The 18,647-nt window shown below is 49.7% G+C and carries 16 protein-coding genes and 1 pseudogene; 7 read left to right on the forward strand and 10 right to left on the reverse strand.

Annotated features, from left to right (window positions below; all coding sequences use genetic code 11):
- Positions 1–141: pseudogene (locus H6F76_RS18135) on the forward strand (photosystem II q(b) protein); the annotation flags it as partial.
- A gap of 360 nt (positions 142–501) precedes the next feature.
- On the opposite strand, the gene H6F76_RS18140 reads toward H6F76_RS18135, so the two are convergent.
- The 3 genes from H6F76_RS18140 to H6F76_RS18150 all read right to left on the reverse strand — a co-directional run bounded on the left by H6F76_RS18140 (position 502) and on the right by H6F76_RS18150 (position 4,983).
- Positions 502–2,385: a diflavin flavoprotein gene (locus tag H6F76_RS18140; protein ID WP_190510440.1), complete on the reverse strand. Its 1,884-nt coding sequence runs from the start codon at positions 2,383–2,385 to the stop codon at positions 502–504.
- A 167-nt stretch (positions 2,386–2,552) separates the two neighbouring features.
- Positions 2,553–4,295, reverse strand: a complete 1,743-nt coding sequence (locus H6F76_RS18145) for a diflavin flavoprotein (RefSeq protein WP_190510442.1) — start codon at positions 4,293–4,295, stop codon at positions 2,553–2,555.
- Positions 4,296–4,557: 262 nt separating this feature from the next.
- Positions 4,558–4,983 carry a helix-turn-helix domain-containing protein gene (locus H6F76_RS18150; protein WP_190510560.1) on the reverse strand — a complete coding sequence of 142 codons (426 nt, stop codon included), beginning with the start codon at positions 4,981–4,983 and terminating at the stop codon, positions 4,558–4,560.
- 452 nt (positions 4,984–5,435) lie between these two features.
- On the opposite strand from H6F76_RS18150, the gene H6F76_RS18155 reads away from it, so the two are divergent.
- Positions 5,436–5,909, forward strand: a complete 474-nt coding sequence (locus H6F76_RS18155; protein ID WP_190510444.1) for a DoxX family protein — start codon at positions 5,436–5,438, stop codon at positions 5,907–5,909.
- Positions 5,910–5,986: 77 nt separating this feature from the next.
- Here H6F76_RS18155 and H6F76_RS18160 read toward each other — a convergent pair whose 3' ends face one another.
- Entirely contained in the window at positions 5,987–6,148 is a 162-nt protein-coding gene (locus H6F76_RS18160; RefSeq protein ID WP_190454564.1) for a hypothetical protein, read from the reverse strand.
- Positions 6,145–6,651 carry a DUF4385 domain-containing protein gene (locus H6F76_RS18165; RefSeq protein ID WP_190510446.1) on the reverse strand — a complete coding sequence of 169 codons (507 nt, stop codon included), beginning with the start codon at positions 6,649–6,651 and terminating at the stop codon, positions 6,145–6,147. The genes H6F76_RS18160 and H6F76_RS18165 overlap by 4 nt, the downstream gene beginning before the upstream one ends.
- Before the next feature lie 126 nt (positions 6,652–6,777).
- Between H6F76_RS18165 and H6F76_RS18170 the strand changes: the two genes are divergently transcribed.
- Positions 6,778–7,059, forward strand: coding sequence for an S-layer family protein (locus H6F76_RS18170; RefSeq protein ID WP_190510448.1), 282 nt, complete (start codon positions 6,778–6,780; stop codon positions 7,057–7,059).
- 188 nt (positions 7,060–7,247) lie between these two features.
- On the opposite strand, the gene H6F76_RS18175 is transcribed toward H6F76_RS18170, so the two are convergent.
- Positions 7,248–9,401 carry a CHASE4 domain-containing protein gene (locus H6F76_RS18175; RefSeq protein WP_190510450.1) on the reverse strand — a complete coding sequence of 718 codons (2,154 nt, stop codon included), beginning with the start codon at positions 9,399–9,401 and terminating at the stop codon, positions 7,248–7,250.
- Between the two features lie 795 nt (positions 9,402–10,196).
- Here H6F76_RS18175 and H6F76_RS18180 point away from each other — a divergent pair.
- Both H6F76_RS18180 and H6F76_RS18185 read left to right on the forward strand, forming a co-directional pair.
- Positions 10,197–11,009, forward strand: coding sequence for a hypothetical protein (locus H6F76_RS18180; protein ID WP_190510452.1), 813 nt, complete (start codon positions 10,197–10,199; stop codon positions 11,007–11,009).
- Positions 10,973–11,377, forward strand: coding sequence for a hypothetical protein (locus H6F76_RS18185; protein WP_190510454.1), 405 nt, complete (start codon positions 10,973–10,975; stop codon positions 11,375–11,377). Before H6F76_RS18180 ends, H6F76_RS18185 begins: the two co-directional genes overlap by 37 nt.
- A 328-nt stretch (positions 11,378–11,705) precedes the next feature.
- Here H6F76_RS18185 and H6F76_RS18190 read toward each other — a convergent pair whose 3' ends face one another.
- Together H6F76_RS18190 and H6F76_RS18195 are read right to left on the reverse strand one after the other, a co-directional pair.
- On the reverse strand, positions 11,706–12,809 hold the full coding sequence (locus H6F76_RS18190; protein WP_190510456.1) for a hypothetical protein: 1,104 nt from the start codon (positions 12,807–12,809) through the stop codon (positions 11,706–11,708).
- Positions 12,810–13,043: 234 nt separating this feature from the next.
- Positions 13,044–13,241: a hypothetical protein gene (locus H6F76_RS18195; protein ID WP_190510458.1), complete on the reverse strand. Its 198-nt coding sequence runs from the start codon at positions 13,239–13,241 to the stop codon at positions 13,044–13,046.
- Between the two features lie 4 nt (positions 13,242–13,245).
- On the opposite strand from H6F76_RS18195, the gene H6F76_RS18200 reads away from it, so the two are divergent.
- Positions 13,246–13,785 (forward strand): DUF4334 domain-containing protein, encoded by a 540-nt coding sequence (locus H6F76_RS18200; RefSeq protein ID WP_347276059.1) that lies wholly within the window; start codon positions 13,246–13,248, stop codon positions 13,783–13,785.
- 367 nt (positions 13,786–14,152) lie between these two features.
- On the opposite strand, the gene H6F76_RS18205 is transcribed toward H6F76_RS18200, so the two are convergent.
- Positions 14,153–15,955 carry an ATP-binding protein gene (locus tag H6F76_RS18205; protein ID WP_190510460.1) on the reverse strand — a complete coding sequence of 601 codons (1,803 nt, stop codon included), beginning with the start codon at positions 15,953–15,955 and terminating at the stop codon, positions 14,153–14,155.
- 194 nt (positions 15,956–16,149) lie between these two features.
- Complete coding sequence (locus H6F76_RS18210; protein ID WP_190454540.1) at positions 16,150–16,380, reverse strand: type II toxin-antitoxin system CcdA family antitoxin; 231 nt, start codon at positions 16,378–16,380, stop codon at positions 16,150–16,152.
- 405 nt (positions 16,381–16,785) lie between these two features.
- Between H6F76_RS18210 and lepA the strand changes: the two genes are divergently transcribed.
- Complete coding sequence (gene lepA / locus H6F76_RS18215; protein WP_190510462.1) at positions 16,786–18,594, forward strand: translation elongation factor 4; 1,809 nt, start codon at positions 16,786–16,788, stop codon at positions 18,592–18,594.
- The last annotated feature ends 53 nt before the right edge of the window (positions 18,595–18,647 follow it).

Raw genomic sequence — 18,647 nt, forward strand, 5'->3', positions numbered from 1 at the left:
GGTACTTGGGCGGACATCTTGAACCGGGCGAACCTGGGGATGGAAGTGATGCACGAGCGGAATGCGCACAACTTCCCGTTGGACTTGGCTGCGGGTGAAGCGGCTCCGGTTGCCCTCTCGGCTCCTGCCATCAACGGTTAGTCGACTGACGACGGCTCGACTGTTCCACTGATTCAGTTGATTGCCTGATTAAGCAAAGAGCGCTTCCTCACATGAGGGAGCGCTCTTTGCTGTAAGACTATGTAGTAATTTTGGAGACGACATAATTCCCCTTCCTGATGGCACCATTTTTCAGGTCAGCTTAGAAGTAATACCAAATTCAAAAATAGACGTTACAGATCAATCGAGCTACCCTTACCCTCAATCCCTCTCCTAAAGAGGGACTTTGCCTTTAGCACCCTTCTCCTTCGGGAGAAACGCTGGGGATAGGGCAACGGATCTGTAGCCCTTGCAATTTGATTTGGTATAACAGACCTCAGCTGTAGTGCCGCTAGTGCATTCCTAATGCTGAAGCGCTGATTTACGATGGTTGACGGCAGTTACACCTGAAGCGTCCAAAACCTTACCTTGATTTACAACCGCATAGAGCAGCCAGTGGTCGCCACATTCCATGCGGTTCTGGACGGTACATTCTAAGTAGGCAAGGGCATCTGTAAGTATCGGGCAACCATTAGTTGCCGTGTCGGTTTGGATCGCCACAAACGGATCTTCACCAGGGCTGGGCGGTTTAAGAAAGTGTCGCCGGAGGTTTTTGCCCTGCTTAAGAATATTTAGTACAAAGGGCTCGCCTATGTGCGCGAGTAGCTCGGCAGTCTGGTCCTTCGCGATCGCAATCGTCAGCCCTGGCGGATTAAAGCTGGCTTGTGAAACCCAGGACGTGAGTAAGCCTAGCTTGGTATCATCCTGTGTAGCAGTCAGTACGCAGAGCGAACCAGTCACTCGTCCAACCGCTTGCCCAGTGCGATCAGTTTGCCCATCTGCTGCATTTTGATACGGGGCACGAATGCGTTTCTCTTTACGGAGGCTTTGGGCAAAATCTGTGCCAATGGCTTCGCATTGCTGAAGCGTCTCCTCAGTCGGCTTGAACTTGATCCGCAGTGTCTCAAACCCCAGTCGATACCCAGAGTCTTTTAACTTTTCTGCAATTTGATCAACTGCCTCACCGCTCCAACCATAGGAACCAAACACACCTGCCAGTAACGTTCTTGGAGCCGTAGATAGAATAATGCCTAACGCCGTCTGAATTTGAGTAGGGGCGTGTCCGCCTAGTGTTGGTGAGCCAATAATAAACCCGTCGCAGTGCTCAATCAAACTGGTAATCTCAGCAGGGTCAGCAAACTCGCAGTTGACACATTCAACCTGAACGCCTGTTTGGGCAATGCCTTTCGCGATCGTCTGCCCAATCGTTGCCGTGTTGCCATAAGCAGACGCATAAAGCACCAACACGGTTAAATCCTTCGTCTTTTGCTGCTGGCTCCATTCACGATAGTCGTACGTCAAGCGGCTGAGGCTGTAACGCACCATCGGACCATGTCCAGGTGCATAGAGTTTCGTTTTGGTAAACGTGGCAAACTTATCCAGCGCTGCCTCAACCTGACGGGTCTGCGCCGCATGAAGGCAGTTGAAATAGTAGTGGCGATCGTCATCAAGCTGCTTCCAGTTTTCGTCCAACACTGGCTCATCGCAGACGTGTGCACCAAAGAATTTGTCGGTAAACAGAATGCGTGTGGCAGGGTCGTAGGTGCAAAGAGCATCGTGCCAGCGGGGAGTCGGCACAAACACGAATTGAAGGGCGTGTCCTTGCCCTAGGTCTAGCACCTCGTCACCACGAATGGGCTTAATCTGCGTGTTATCGTTTGCCCAAGCTGCGCGTAAGAAAATTGCCGCTGGTTTTGAGCAAATAATCGTTGCCTGTGGTGCAAGTGCCAGCAGCTTCTTGAGCGTTGCGATCCGGTTCGGGTTAACGTGCCCAACAATTATGTAATCAAGCTGTGATAAATCCAGTTGCTGCTGCAACGCAGCAAGAAAAATGTCTGTAAACGATTCGCCTGGTGGATCAAGCAGAGCAATTTTGTCTGCCTGGATGAGATAGGCATTGGCTGTAGTACCTTTTTGCCGACCGTACTCGACCTCAAACTTGAGTCGATCCCATGTGCGCGATCGCAGCACCGTTGTACCATCCCCGAGCGCCGTCACCTGCACATCACGTGGTCGAGTCTCTACAGCTGGCACATCGTCAGCCGTTTCATCCACCTCCGTCTCTACTTCCGCGAACGCCTCCTGCACATCCGGTTCCTCTAAAATATCTGGCGAGACATCTGGCGAGGGCGCAGAGGGTTTAAAGAAACTGGCAATCGCTTTAAGGAACGAATTTGGAGAAGACATGGCAGCGGTGAGAGGGTGAAGGGATGGCAGAGGGGCTCGGGGAGTAGAAACGGCGAGGAAGCAGCAGGAAAGCTTCGAGATTTGAGTTAGTTTTGACTGCTAACTGTCAACGCTCATTGCCAAACGCTGACTGCTGACTGCTGACTGCTGACCACTAACAATTAACTCTAGTAATGGTTGCCCACCTTCCGATGATGGACTGCCGTCAGCGCATCCTGCTTTGCAAGACGACCAGCATTGATCGTGCTGTAGACGATCCAATGATCGCTGCATTCCATTCGGCTCATGACTTCACACTCCAGGTATGCCAAAGCCTCTGACAGAATCGGTGCACCGTTGGTCGCCGGATAGGTTTTGACCCCAGCGAACCGATCGGCTCCAGGCGCAAAGCGTTTCAAAAAGTGCCGCATCAACGGCTGATAGCTGCCTTCTTCAAGAATATTCAGCACAAAGCGATCGCCCACGTGCATAAAGGATTCGATCGCCCGGTCTTTGGCAACCGCGATCGTAACGCCTAACGGTTCGATACTTGCCTGAGCCACCCAAGATGCAAGCATCGCGCTGGATGCTTTACCCTTTTGCGCTGTAATGATGTATAGCCCACCGCTTAAGCGACCTAACGCTTTGTCTAGATCGCCATCCAGCGATTTCATTTGTTTAATGGTGCGATCGCGGGTCAGCCATTGTCCCAGGTCAGTACCTGCTTCATCGCAAAGTTGATACGTCGCTTCGGTCGGCGCTTCTTTCACCAAAATGGGTGGAAAGGCTTCAGATAAGCCCACGTCTTGCAGCTTGTTCCGCAGCAGATGTACTGAATCATCGTCACCACCACCGCTTTCAAACAGACCAAAGGATTGTTTCGCGTGCGTTGCAGCCAGAATCGTTCCCAGGGCAGTTTTCGCCACAGACGCAAAATCACCGGACTGGGGCGGCATGGCAATGACTATACCAGACGCAAGGCTAACCAGTTCTCGGATTTCGTGGGGTTCTGCGGTACGTAAATCCATCTGTTCCACCGCCACGCCCGTTTTCATGACGCCCTGGACGATCGAATGTGCCAGACGCTCTGCCGCACCGTAGTCAGAAACGTAAAAGAGTGCAACTGTCGTCACGGCTTTTGCTTGCTCCTGGCTCCAGGTGCGATAGCGCCCGACTAGCTCTTCCAGGTTGTACTGCAAAAGCGGACCATGCCCTGTCGCGATCGTTGCAACTCCAGGTAGATCGCCCATACGCTTGAGTGCAGAGAGCACCGAGCGCGCATTGGGTCCCATCAAGCAGTCGTAATAGTAGCGATAGTCCGACTCAATTAGTTCCAGGTCTTCATCAAAAGTAGAATCGTCGCAATAGTGCATTCCAAATGCATCGCAGGTATACAGCACTTGCGTTTTGTGGTCATAGGTAAAGATGGTGTCGGGCCAGTGGAGGTTAGGCGCAGAGACAAACTCCAGCAGGTGCCCATTGCCCAGATCAAGGCGATCGCCGTTCTTCACTAGCTTCCGCTCAAAGGGCTGATGCACCAGATCTTCTAGAAATTGAATGGCGACCTTCGCACCAACGACCGTCACATGAGGAGCCAGCTTCAGGATATCTGCAACCAAACCGCTGTGATCTGGCTCAGTGTGGCTGATGACCAGATAATCAATTGCAGCGGGATCAATCAAGCCCTTCAGAGTATCGAGATAAAGCTGCCGAAACTTTTCGTGGGAGGTATCAACCAGGGCAACCTTTTCACCGCGAATGAGGAATGAGTTGTAGGTTGTGCCATTGTTGAGCGCAAATTCGATGTCGAAGCGTTCTCGATCCCAATCTAGACAACGAATGATAGTGGTATCAGACTCGCTAACGCCATCAGCCTGTGCCAACGCAACGGTTTCTAATGTTAAGCGCTGCCGATCGGTGAGTGCTACCATACCTGCCTCTCTGTCTAATGACAATTGGGTTTTTGTAACTCGCTACACCTCTTATTATCTGTTGCGCGATTGCTATCTGTAAAGTTTTGTTAGGTAAACTTACTCATGAGCTGTGCTTATGGAGAAAGGCAAAAGGCAGAAGGCAAAAGGTAAAAGGGAAGCTATGGTACGCTTTACCTCTGCTCTCTAGCTTCAAACTCAACGTCTTTGTTGCAGCAAGTCAAACTGCATATGAGCTTTTCTTGAGCAATGAGATGAATTTTTAATGTTTTAGGCGCTGCAAATAATCCCAACCACGCTGGTTCCAGACCTGCTTGCCAGTCTTGTCTGCGATCCAGCGGGCAACTTTCGGTCCTGTCCAGCGTCCGCCTTCAGGAGGGGCACTGCAAAGCGCCTGCTGTAGTTCTTGCTGCTGGGTCAGCGTCAGGAGCGATCGTGGTGAGGGTTTACCGCGCTGACTGCGGTTTTTGATGCCAGCTTCGCCGTTCTGGTTGTAGCGGCGGACAATTTCTTTGGCGTAGTCATAGTTTAAGCCCACGCTCTCTGCTGCCTGCTTCACTGTCCACTGTTGGTTAACAAGGTACAGCAAGTGCCATCGACGCGCTTCAATAGGGTCTTGCGCTTGCTGGTAACGGTCTTTCAACTCTTTAGCAGTGAGATGGGGTAGCAGTTGTACTCTGCGTGGCACGATCAAACTCTGAAACATACGGTATCTCTTCCATTGATCAGAATGGTTTTTGTACGTCCGGATAGTTATACGTCTGGATCACGCTGCACATCTGGATCAAGCAATGTCTGACAGCTACAATGTCCAAACCTGTACAAAAGATTGCTTCAAGCGTTTGGCTAGGCTGAGTTCACCTATGGCAATTCGATAGTACGAAGCAAACAGCTTTCAGAGTTGAAAGCGCTGTTGCCCTTTGGCTGTCAGTAGCTACACGATTATTTAAGGACAAATCCCATGTTGGAGGAAAGCGATCGCCACATCTGTGACAGTTACGGTGATGCTCCATAACTTTCGTTGTATTACCTATTAATTTTCTACCCGCCTAGTGAAAAAACACTAGAACCATCAGAACAGCATTATCTAGGCAATTATGAGCGAAAATTAATTAAACCTGATTGGAACCATTTCTGGTAATGACTGCAATTCAAACGAAACCAACCTTACTGCTTGCCACTCTGCAATCGACCGCGATCGAGAATCGCGCTGCTCAGGTGGTATGGACTATTGCTCGAGTAGCGGTGGGCTTACTGATGATCCATAACGGCTTTAGCAAACTGGCGGACGTGCAGGGGTTTGCAAGCGGGGTTGTGAGTTTTATTGGCTTGCCTTACCCAGTCTTCTTGACTTATTGTGCTGCCTACGCTGAAATTGGGAGTTCGATTCTGCTGGCGATCGGCTTATGCACTCGGTTCAATGCCTTGATCTTGCTATCGACCATGCTGATTGCGCTCTTCTTTCATCTCAAGAAAGATGGCTGGCATATTTCCCCTTTGGAAACAGCTTCCCTGTATGCCTTGTGGTTTAGCTTCTTCCTCACCAATGGGGGCGGTTTATTCTCTCTCGATACCACGATCGCAGGTTGGCTGAGAAAATCCTCATCTCCGTAAGATGGTCAAGTGGGATTGGTATCGGCAGTTGATGGAATGAATAATTTGCAGCAGTTCAGGTTAGTGGAACGATCCGCTTACAGGTATCTCACATTTACGGCTTCCCAGTCAGCCTTTGGTTCATTGGTCATGTGAAAGAGCACCTCCACTTGTCGCCCTTCGGCATCCAAACCAACCACCACTAGCCCTCGGCTTGTTTGTTCCTGAGCAAAAATGCCTTTCAAAGCTGAGAACTTCATGCCTCTACTCCCTGTGACACACCTGGACTTTTGGTAGCAGCTATTTCAGGGCGTTCGCACTGGTCGCGGTGACGTACAGCTAAGCGCACATACACTGGATCAGTCTTAGCCAGTTGCCACTTTTCATAGAAAATCCTAGCTGATTGGGCTTTGATCGGATCTTCTTCACGCGGCAGCACCGTTTTGGAACCGGAGGCATACTTACGCCCCGACTTGTGATTGGCATAGCGACGAGAGCGAGTATACCCCATCTGCAAAAACTTGCGTGCCATATCCATGCCCACAAAATCGTCTTCCGCCTTATATTGGGCAAACAGGCTGTAGATTTTGTCAGCCGATTGACGAGCGATGTCTGGGTTTTTGAACTTCCAGTAGGGCAAAATCTCGCTCTTGTAGGGTTCAACCAGCAAAACACCCTGTTCGCCCCGACCGATCTGGTACAACTCTGGCTGTTGGCGAAAGTCGATCGCCTGAAAATCTAGTGAGTAATCAAATTCCTTCATCTGCAAAAGCTCAGCTCAACCGAAGACGCCAATTTTGATCTAGCTTCTTTAGCTTGACCGAATCCCTTGCTGTTAGCATCGCCCTACTGATATACCGTGCTTTCTATCACTACAAGCTCCATCCTGATGCTGCCGATGCTTGCGCTCAAATGGAGTCGTGGTGGCATTGATACAGGAGCGATCGTCGCCCTTCCCAATGAAAATAGTGATATTCGCGCTAATTCTGTCAATGCTTGGGGCAGCAACATCTGGATTAATACCCTTGGCACCTTTGACCTTCAGTTTCGCCCTCAAGGTATACCTTTGAGCGACATCACCACTACTAGAACCAGTCCTGCTTTAAGTAGCACAGTACAGCTTAACGAGGTTATGGACTGCAAGCCGCGCCCACGGGAGCAATTAGTCTAGTTACTACCACTCCTGACCTCATGGTGCCAGAGCGCTTGGCGTTACCAACTGATTTGCTAGGGACAGTAGTCAGCCGCTGCCAGCCACACTCATAAACGCTCTGCTCTGACAGCTTTTGAACCTTAATGACCAGTATTTGTCCGTTGCTCAAACTAAGCCTACATGTACTCCGAATCAACCCGTTTAAGTTAATCCTTGCCAGCTTTAGCGCTGAGACGGCTCGGGATAGTAATGATAAATTCTGTTCCTTTACCAAGAGTTGAGTAACATTCCAACGTGCCTTGGTGCTTCTCAACAATAATCTGATGGCTGATGGACAGACCCAACCCTGTTCCTTGACCAACAGCTTTAGTGGTGAAGAAAGGATCGAAGAGCTGTTTTCTCACTGCTTCCGGCATCCCCAACCCGTTATCACTGATGCGAATGGTGATCCAACCGTCAGCGGAAGATTGAGTCTGAATTGTAATGGTTGCAGCTAAACAGGCAGCTATTTGGGCTGCTAGCGCCTCGTTTCCTTGTCCCTTCAATGTGGCTCGCTGGGTTCTAGTCTCTTCGATCACGTCAATGGCATTTGTCAAAATGTTCATAAAAACTTGATTCAACTGTCCCGCAAAGCATTCCACTGGTGGAAGTTGCCCATAATTCTTGACAACCACAATACCTGAATTATTTCCGTTGGCTTTTAGACGACTTTGCAGAATTAATAGGGTGCTATCAATACCTTCATGCAGATCAACCGTTTTAAGCTCTGCCTCATCCAGGCGCGAGAAGCTACGCAGGGATTTAATGATGTCTCGAATACGTTCGGCTCCTACCCGCATCGAAGCCAGTGCTTTAGGTAAGTCCACAGCTACGAACTCAAGATCAATCTGCTCCAAAGCCGCTTGTAGCCCAGGTGTGAGATGAGGATATTGATGTTGATAGAGTGCAAGTAATTGCAGTAGCTGTTGGGCATACTCCGTGGCATAGGTGAGATTGCCATAGATAAAGTTGACCGGATTGTTGATTTCGTGCGCTACACCAGCTACCAGTTGTCCTAAACTTGACATTTTCTCGCTCTGCACTAACTGAAGTTGCGCGCGTTGCAGTGCGCTCAATGTTTGCTCCAAGTGCTGTGTTTGCGCTCTTAGCTGTTCCTCAGATTGTCTCAAAGCCGACTCTACCCGCTGCCGTTCGAGAATCTCATCTTGCAACTGTGCCACCACAAGACACAATTCTTGGTTTGTTTGAGTGATTTGTTTTAAAGCCTCACTTACTTCCCACTGGGCTTTTTCCAGGGTTTTTAGCATCTCGTTGATATTCTGCGTCAGGTTCGCTATTTCATCCTGACCTGTTACTGGTAACCGTAAGGCTAAGTCGCGTTTAGTTCGGATCTGGCTGACGCCTTGGCTTAAATGGGTGAGGCGGGCTAGCACGAAGCGCTCTAGCAAAAGGACGCTCACACTACCAAAGAGGAGTCCGAGCAGGAGAATCATGATCATCAGGGACTGTTGGCTGCGGTGCCCTTGCTGATAGATCTCTCTGGGTAGTTCAATCCGTAAAATCAAAGCAGGCTGCTGATAAACATCCAGCAGCAGCAGGTAGCCAACGAGCACTGTTTCGTTAAGCGGGTGAACAAAAATGGGGTTTTGGCGGGACAGCGCTTGACGAGCCTGTTGGTAATCAGCAGGCAGGTTTTTTTGATTGAGCGGTTGGATGCTAATTGGAAAGCGCGTCAGCTTCGTCAGATTGGCGCTGGTATCGGCATTAATGTAGCGCCCAAAGATGAGCACTCCACGCGGTTGTCCTTGACCCGCTGAGGTCAGAATTGGTTGGCAAGTGATCAACATAGGACCTTCCTTTAACTGGATAATGCCGGTTAAGGGTCCTTTTGTGAGGGGGGAGTCCAAGAGCAGATTAGCTGCGAACTGAGGGGGTAATCCTTTAGGTAGTGGCTTTACTTGCTTGGTTCTGAGGTCAAACCCTGTGCCATAGACAACTTGACCATCAGCATTTACAAATAGCGCTAGGTTAACCTTTAAGTTCTTAAGCTGCTCCGGCACTAAATTGGATTTAATGTACGCCTGATTGCGGTCTTCAATAAAAGTGTAGGTGTCATCCCAAGCAGACCAATCGCTGTAGCGAGACGTAAAGGCTTCTTGATCTTTAGCAAGAACGTTTAGTACGCCTTGCAACGATTGATAGGCGCTTTGCTCCTCTGCTCTCCTCAAGCTGCCTAGTAGAATCGCTGAAGAAGCAAAATAAACCACACTGGTTAAACCAGTCAGAATGAAACAGAAGGTAAGAATTGTCTTCCCTCGAAGAGTCAACCGCTTGAAAGGAAAAGGTTTAGTCAATTTCATTCCTTCTTTCTCAGTCATCAGTCATCAGTAAGCAGTGAGAGGGCGACAAGAGATGATACTGTTGGCAAACCGACTAGAGAAAAACCTGCAATCGGTAGTCTTTGATCCAGTTGCGATCGCCAGTCTTGCCAAGTGAGTTGGTTATACTCTCGCTAGCAGCAGACCTTTTTACCAAGCAATGATTTGCATCAGATAAATCGCTGCTGTATCAAAGGACTGCAAGTGAATTTTGCTCAAGCCGAGCTAGAGCGGCATTACGGTTAGTCGAAGACCTGCACCCCTTGAGAAATAGTGCCCTCAACATCAGCTCGAATCACCTATGGTTGCTTGAATACTTCGATTATGTGACGTACACGATCGCTTCTAAGACTTGGTAGGGATGGAACTAACATAAGGGCAAGAAGGTGCCAAGTGACCTAGAAGCCTTATCCGGACTGAGTTTGAAAAAAGCAGTGATCTGTTGACCTCAAAGCTGCCCTTCCCAAGGCACAAAAATCCGTAGCTCAACAAGCCCGTTGTACACCGTCTGCATCCGAGCGATCGGCGAGTCCGAAAAGTTTTTTGCGGTGGGTGAACAGGGACATTATGCGGCTTAGTTTATTGATATGGGCGGTAGTTGTAAGTCTTTAGTGAAGCAATTAGAGTAGATTTGGTGTGAGTAGGCTAAGTCGTGGTTGCAAAAAACTTCTGATGCACTGCACGTGTACGATCGCACAGTAAATGTTGCTCATCGCGCACTAATGTTAAGCACTTTAGTCAACCCAGATTGATCGACCACTAATGTGAGTCTATGCCATGAACAGCAAGCGGCGTGAACGATCGGAGCCGGAAGTGGCTAGAGAGTCTACAAAAGGCGCATCTGAGACACAACTCGCTGCTTCCTCCACAACAACTAAGGACGATCGTCCGTTAGCGGTGCGCTCACCATCGTTGATGCGATCGGTGGTCAGCACCGTAGCTGGATTTGGCGCAGCCGTTAGCAGCAAAGCTTCACAAACAGGTCAAGCGCTGGTCAAAACATCGGCAAACCTTGGTGGCACGATCGGACGCACGGCATCGCAAACGAGTCGCTCTGCGTGGAAGGTGGCGACAGGGTTTAGTAACGTTGTCTTTAAACAAGGGCATCACTGGGCTGAACAAGCCACTGCTGGCACCGATCAAGCCGTTACTTACGTTAGCGATAATCCCATGATTCGCCGACTGACTAAAGCATTGAAGCTTGATTGGCTCGTTAGCATCAGCGATCAGGTTGATTTGGCAAAGGCAGAAGCGGCTGTTCATAAACTTCAGCAAGCGCACCCAAACGAAGCGCCTAGTCAAATTGCTCATCGCATCATGCTTGAGAAAGCCGTCTATGCTGGTAGCGTTGGGTTAGCCAGCAGTTTAGTGCCAGGCGGAGCGATCGCGCTGTTAGCAGTTGATCTAGCAACAACCAGCAAACTGCAAACCGAGATGCTTTATCAAATTGCGGCAGCCTATGGGCTGACGTTGAACGATCCGGCACGGAAACGGCCTGTCGCTTTTACGAAGCCAAGCTTGATCCGGAAGTCGCCGAGACTGCAACAGAGACATTGCAGGACATTAAGCAGAAGAGCGACAGTTATCTAGAAGTTGCGATCGCCCAACAAGCGATTATGGATCAGGTCTTGGCACACATGATGCTCGCCAGCTATCCCGAAAAAGCCTGGGAGGACATTTTGCCGAATCTGCAATCATTGGGGCTACATCCAAATTCGTTGCAAGCGATCGCCAACCATTTACAAGCGCCGCAACCTTTAGGTGCCTTGCTCGACCAACTTAATCGTGATTTTGCGGTGCTAACACTCTCACGCTGCGACACGATCGCTCAACTTGATGGTCAGGTTTCGGCAGCAGAAACGAAGGTGCTGGAAGCGATTAGTGAAAAGTTTGATCTGGACTTAAACACCCTGAAAGCCCGTCTATCTACCACCGACTCCGCTCTGAACCAAAAGTAACCACCCGTTGATCAGCCCGGCTAACCAGGCGATTGTACTCTTCACGCTGGACTAGACCCAAATCAGCACAAGCCTCAGAACCCTTGTACAGTAGTTCTACTTTTTTAACCGCTTGCAGCGTTTGCGGCGTTAGCAGGAAACGGCTGCGGGTGCTGTGCTTGCTCTACTAGAGTATGTCACCAACATCAAGAGGTGCTGCTCTCAGTCAGCGATCGCTGGGAGAGCAGCACCTCTTGATGTTGCACTTGATGGATTACCAGACCCCGATCAAAGAGTAGACGTAATATGTATGAAGAGGCTCACTAACCCCCTCTAGAGACGCTCACCTCTAGCAACCGGTGACAACGCCCCACATATAATCTTCAAAGGAACCTTCACCCAGATCAACCGAATATTTGCGTCCCCAACTGTAGCAGTCGAAGCGGATGTGCCCACTGTCATGCTGATACCAAATGCCGTCGTCAATCTGTAAGTTTCCTAGATACGACACCCAGTGATTGGGATAGGCGATCGCTGGTGCCGATCCTTGCAGCATAGAAGCATCAATCATTAGAAAGCCAACGCCTCCTTGTTGCCGAGCCGCATGAGCTTTGCGCATCGCATCAAACTCACCGTAGACAAAAGTTGACTCAAAGCTAACCTGGTCGTAGCCGAGAATCTCATAAATCCAGCCTTTCATTTCCCAGGGCGTTGTGATGCCAGCAATGTTATTTACCAGTCCACTGGAGTTGGCATCAATCGGAAAAATCAGGTTTTCACTGTCTCGTAGCGTGGCAATCAGCATCCAGTCGGCAACAGAGATACCAGCACGCACTTTGCTCTGGCGCAACTGGTCGGACGGTCTAACCACTTTGGTGCGGCTCTGAAACTGCCCGGTTTCATAGAGCGACTGACAAAGTGCGACGTAGCGAGCGGGCTGCTTCGCCACTAGTTCAAACACGATCGCAGTGGGACCACAAAACGGCGTATAGTTTTGGTTGACCTCAAAGGGATTGAGCACCGTGGAACGGATGTCTGCTAGCAGATCTGCCTTTTGAATATAGGGCCATACCCCTGGTTGAGATGAGTGCTCGAATGCGTCGATCGCAGCTTTAACAGGGTCAACATCCGGTGCTTCAATAACCTGATACCAGAGCTTATAATTAGCACCGTCTTGGGTAAAGGATGCAGCAGCATTATCGGTCACTCCTGTCCCAATGTGAGTGGCTCCTAAAAAGTCATCAGCATCGGGAGAATCTTCGTCCCACAGCTTGATGTCCACACTGGTTTGAAAGGTATATGTGCGGTTGAGTGCCCACACTTGTTTGTTGTTGAGATTCGTCTTTAAGTAAGGCTGTAGGGCTCCATCAAGGTAGACTTCTAGGCGACACTCATCTGCACCCCAGTCTTCGGACTCGTGACATTTCAGTTGCTTGAGTATAAGCTGACGCATAATGATCTCCTGTGTTGTGGCAAATTGCGTACAGAAGGCTTCACCCGTCCTTGGTGTAATTACTGAAGCTCTATCGCTAACTCATGCCAGATTGTTTTCTGGCATAAACGTGCAACAACGCGGTACATAGATAGATAGTGAGTACACGCCTAATTCAATGGCACCGGCACAAAGTGTAGGTGCTCACTAACAGATGGCGATCGTTCTTCCGCACTTGATATTAAGAGAAAGGCTCTAGCGAAAAAGCGATATAGAAGCATTACGTGCGTGGTTTGTAGAGGAAACGTTGACCACAAACAGCAACTCAGCACGCCCAATTCTGCCGAAAATGACTGGTTTCGGCAAACACTGTACCCCTTGCCGCTTGATGCCGCCAGCGGCTGTCTCATAATAAGAGTAAGCCCCAAGAAATTCGGTACGACTGGAGAGCATACGCGTGAAGACCTTTTCGGAAGCTGTGACTGTTGGCAGTGCTAGCACTGCTGAAGCCTGGGACATTTTCGATCGCCTTGAGCCTGTGGCTATCAATTTTATGTATGGGAACTGGAAAGGTGTGAGTTTCCCGACCGATCACCCCCTTGATGGCGTCCTTGAGGCGTATCACTGGCATGGTAAGCGGTTTGTTGACGCAGAGCATGTCCACCCGCTAGTGTTCCAGACCTTGAGCGGTGGCACAACTAACGTCAATCCGCTCTGGTTGCTACCATCTGTCAGTTGGCTTGAGCGGTTGCTGCCACTCCCCCAGTCGCAAGCTATTGGGCGTTTTTTTCAGCTATGCCTACCGTTATTAAGTACTAGTAGTTCGACAGCACGTCTTCGCTTGACCCACTACCGAGGCAAAGAAAGTGCGGCGATGCTTTATGACAATCTCCCAATCAACGACATTTTTCGCCAGGTTGATGCACAAACTGTCTTTAGCGTTATGGATCTCAAGGGTATGAAGCAGCCGTTCTTCTTTGTGTTGCACCGTGAGTAAGGTGGTGGCTTAGTAAGTCGCTCGCTGTTGTCGTTTGCTGCCTGCTGGTCAGTCTCAGTGTCTTGCTTCATTAATGACTTGCATCAATGAACCGTTGCTTTAGACCGAAGGCAGGTTTATAAAACGTGATCGCTTGGACAACATCTTTAACCTAGAGAATTGTGTAGGAGAATTTCATCCTTTTTTGTTTTTTCTAGAGAACAAAAACCTTTTAGAGAACTCAATGTTTGTCGCCCTTGCTGTTGCAGTGATCGCAGATTCCACACTTGCAAATTTGGTACGATTGTAATGCCATAGTGCTCATTAACAATTTCACTTGTTAAGCAACAACAAAACTCTCTACAGGTATTTTGTTTTCTAAAATTATCTAAGACGTAATCATAACGGGTTCCTGGTAGAGCAGCGCTGTAAAGGTTACGGTTGATCCCAAGCCTTCGCCCATGCTGTAAAACCCGACGGTACCACCCATCGCTTCGACAAGTTTCTGAGAAATCGCCAATCCCAGCCCAGTGCCACCATACTGGCGGGTACGAGAACCGTCAATCTGACTAAACGATTGAAAGAGCCGATCTTGCTTGTCCAGAGAAACGCCAATGCCTGTATCCGCAACGCGCACCTTCACCATGCCAGGGAGATCGTAGGTCAAAAAGGTCGTTTTTTTCTTGATGACCTCAATGCCGATCGTGACTCCGCCTTCGTGCGTGAATTTAATCGCATTGCCAACTAGATTAAACATCACCTGCTTGAGCCGCAAGTAGTCACCAAACAGAATGATCTCGTCATCAGTAGGCGGCTTTTGAATTTCAAAGCTAAGTCGCTTCTGATGCATTTGGCTATTGGCAAAGCGGCGAACATCATCCAACAGCTCGTTCAGGTTCACCGGGTTAAGCTCGATTTGCAGCGTGCCCGCCTCAATCTTGGCAATATCCAACACGTCCGTAATGATTTCAAGGAGGTGCAGGGCAGACCCATATGCCTCTCTAATAAATTCGTCTTTTTCAGCGGGATCATCCGCCATGCCATCCAAAATGAGCTTGAGAAAGCCAATCATCCCGTTTAGAGGGGTGCGTAACTCGTGAGACGTGTTGGCGAGAAACTCGCTCTTTAAGCGCGATGCTGCTTCAGCCTGTTGCTTTGCTTCTTCCAGTTCATGATGCTTTTGGAGCAAGCGACTGTTTGCTTGCTTCAAGTCTGCGGTCAGCGCATTACTAGCAGAAAAGAGAGACGCATGGGCGATCGCCGTACCAACCTGGTCTGCCACTTCCTGCATTAACTCCAGTTCGGCTTCTGTCCACAGGCGGGCGTAATCACACTGGTGCAGCACAATCAGTCCATTCGGTTGATCTTGGTAGCACGTTGCTACAACCAGTGTCGATTGTTGCTGCAAATCTGTAGGAGCTATCTGTAGAGCGGCGTTGCCTTTCAGCGCAATCGGTTTGAGCGAGGCGATCGACGCTGCCAGTAGGGGATGATCAGCCACCTCAAACTCCATTGCCAGCATAGAAGGGATTGACTCTTGGCAGTACTCCGCGATCACCTTGATTTGAGGATTTAGACGTTCGTAAGGACCAACCAAACAACGGCTAACGCTCAGTGCTCTGCCTAAGCCCTGCACCGTCTGCTGCCAAATAGTGGGTAAATCGAGCGTCCGACGTACGTTCCAGGCAATCTGAGTCAACAGGCGCTGATAGCGATCAGAGCTGAGTGAGGCAAGCGGATAACCGCCGCTAGAGACCAGTGATGCTGCTAAGGCTGGCGTGAGAGCAGTTCCATCTGGTGAGTGCAGCGATCGCCCAGCGACAACGACAGTCGTTGGTGCTTGGCTCGGCATCAAAACAGGACTCATGACCAAATCAAGCAGCAGCGTCTGTTCACCACAGCGAAAATCGCAGCAAAAATGCTCTGCAACACGACAACTTAGAACACGCTGAAGTCGTTCTAGATAAGGCGCTAACTCAACCGGACTAAAAATAGCATCAGGATGGCTGCCCAGCAATTGCTCTGGCTCCAAACCATAGTTACTAGCTTGCTGCCAAACAAAGGAAAGATAATTCCCTGCTGCATCCTGAAGGAACATCAACTCATTCGTCACCCCAGTTTGCTGATCGCTGACCGGGATGAGTGCCACGCCTTCTGACAGGGGACGTTGAAATTCTGTAGGGGTAGTCATCAGAGTCAGAATGGGAATGAGTTGATGTGCTATTCGCGCAGGGTAGATGCAGTCAGATGCTTTGAAGCGAAACCGATCAAACAAACAACTTAGGCGTTTGCCAACAATCCCGTTACTAATAAGACCTGGAACCAAACTACAGCGTTCAACAGTAATAAAACGTTGGTACTAAGCATCAGCGATCGCTAGCAGCACTAATCGTTCCACTCGCCCCGTGGCGGTACAGGCGGGTTACGCTTCAACGTCCGAGCCAGTTCATCCTCGCGACCACCTTGATTTCTGAGCCACTGTCGGATTGCTACTTCAATCACTTTGCTTGGATCATTGGTCAAGTGCTTGAGTTGCTCGAGCAGATCAGGGTCAAGCTGGACGGAAACCGCCACCTTTTCAGCCGATGGATGTGAATGGACAGCAGGCTCGTTCATAAGGGAAAACCAGAGGATTCTGTAGAAAAACGCAAATTAAAGCATGGAGTGTGTCCATCTTGCCTAGCCTACTACCTAAGGAAAGCGATGGGCAATTCCCAGATAGCAATCAACATGGCTACACTCCGCAAAACTTTATAACTCCTTCATAGATTTTACTGACCTTGTAGCTAAGGCTCATCCGAAGATCAGACAGAACAGCCAATGCCATGTTGCTAGCAAGAAAGCATTACAATACGTTAAGTAGAAAGGACTGGAACGTCGCTTGTGTGTGCGATCGCGCATCAGTAAGCTAGAGTCTAAGATCCAAAGCCCAAGCCGTGACAACTTAATTCTACTGTCTTCTTTCTGCTTTATTTTCCGTCTTAGCTCAGCGACCATCTTACCCAACTACAGTGGAAGTGCATGACCGACGCACCTGTCTCTCATATTCGTAATTTTTCAATCATTGCCCACATCGACCATGGCAAATCCACCCTGGCAGATCGGTTGCTGCAAGACACGGGCACCGTTCAGGCGCGAGAAATGAAGGAACAGTTTCTCGACAACATGGAGTTGGAGCGAGAGCGAGGCATTACGATTAAGCTGCAAGCCGCACGGATGAACTACACAGCTCGTGACGGACAGCACTATGTTTTAAACCTGATTGATACACCGGGGCACGTTGATTTCTCGTATGAGGTGTCGCGATCGCTGGCTGCTTGTGAAGGCGCGCTGCTAGTGGTAGATGCGTCTCAAGGTGTAGAAGCGCAAACGCTCGCAAACGTGTATTTAGCACTGGAACACAACCTGGAGATTATCCCGGTCTTAAACAAAATTGACCTTCCCGGTGCAGAACCCGATCGCGTCAAGCAAGAAATTGAAGAAATTATCGGGTTGGACTGTAGCAATGCGATCCAAGCTTCTGCTAAAGAAGGTATTGGCATTGAAGACATTCTAGAGGCGATCGTTCGGCAGGTGCCGCCACCGCAAGACACCGTGCAGGAACCCCTCCGTGCGCTCATTTTTGATAGCTACTACGATCCTTACCGGGGCGTGATCGTTTACTTCCGGGTGATGGATGGCTCGCTGAAGAAGGGCGATCGTGTCCGGCTGATGGTGTCTGGCAAAGAGTACGCAGTCGATGAACTGGGCGTACTCTCTCCCACTCAAGTGCAGGTTGACCAACTCCACGCAGGCGAAGTGGGTTACTTAGCTGCCTCCATTAGAGCCGTAGAGGATGCCCGTGTTGGTGACACCATTACGTTGGCAGCGGCTCCCGCTAAACAACCGTTGCCTGGTTATGTCGAAGCCAAGCCTATGGTTTTCTGCGGGATGTTTCCGATTGATGCCGACCAGTTTGAAGACCTGCGCGAAGCCTTAGAAAAGCTCAAGCTGAGTGACGCAGCCCTGTACTACGAGCCAGAAACCTCTAGCGCGATGGGCTTTGGTTTCCGCTGTGGCTTTTTGGGCTTGCTGCACATGGAAATCGTCCAGGAACGGCTAGAACGAGAATACAACCTGGATTTGATTACTACGGCACCGTCTGTTGTCTATCGGGTGACAACACTCAAGGGTGAAGTGCTAGAAATTGACAACCCTAGCCGACTGCCAGAGCCACAGTTGCGCGAAAAAATCGAAGAGCCGTATGTCCAGGTAGACATGATTACCCCAGAGGCATACGTTGGTACCTTGATGGAGCTAAGTCAAGGGCGGCGAGGAGTTTTCAAAGATATGAAGTACCTCACGCCGGGACGCACCACGCTGATCTACGAGTTGCCGCTGGCAGAAGTCGCAACTGACTTTTTTGACCAAATGAAGTCGCGATCGCGCGGCTATGCCAGCATGGAGTACCAGTTGATTGACTATCGAGAGAACCCGCTTGTCAAGCTGGACATTATGATTAATGGCGATCCCGTCGATCCCTTAGCCAGCATCGTGCATCGCGACAAAGCCTATGGCGTGGGTCGTGCTCTTACCGAAAAGCTGAAGGAACTCATCCCGCGTCACCAGTTCAAGATTCCCATTCAAGCAGCGATCGGCAGCAAGATTGTTGCAAGTGAACATATCCCGGCGTTGCGGAAGGATGTACTTGCTAAATGCTATGGCGGCGACATTTCTCGTAAGAAGAAACTGCTTCAGAAACAGGCAAAAGGTAAAAAGCGGATGAAGTCGATCGGCACGGTTGATGTGCCTCAAGAAGCCTTTATGGCAGTGCTGCGGCTGGAAAAATGATGGCGATCGTGTTATCCAGCTTTGAAGTTTTCGTAAACTCTTTGGTTAGCACA

The sequence above is a fragment of the Leptolyngbya sp. FACHB-321 genome (assembly GCF_014695975.1).
In the GTDB taxonomy this organism is placed as follows: domain Bacteria; phylum Cyanobacteriota; class Cyanobacteriia; order Leptolyngbyales; family Leptolyngbyaceae; genus Stenomitos.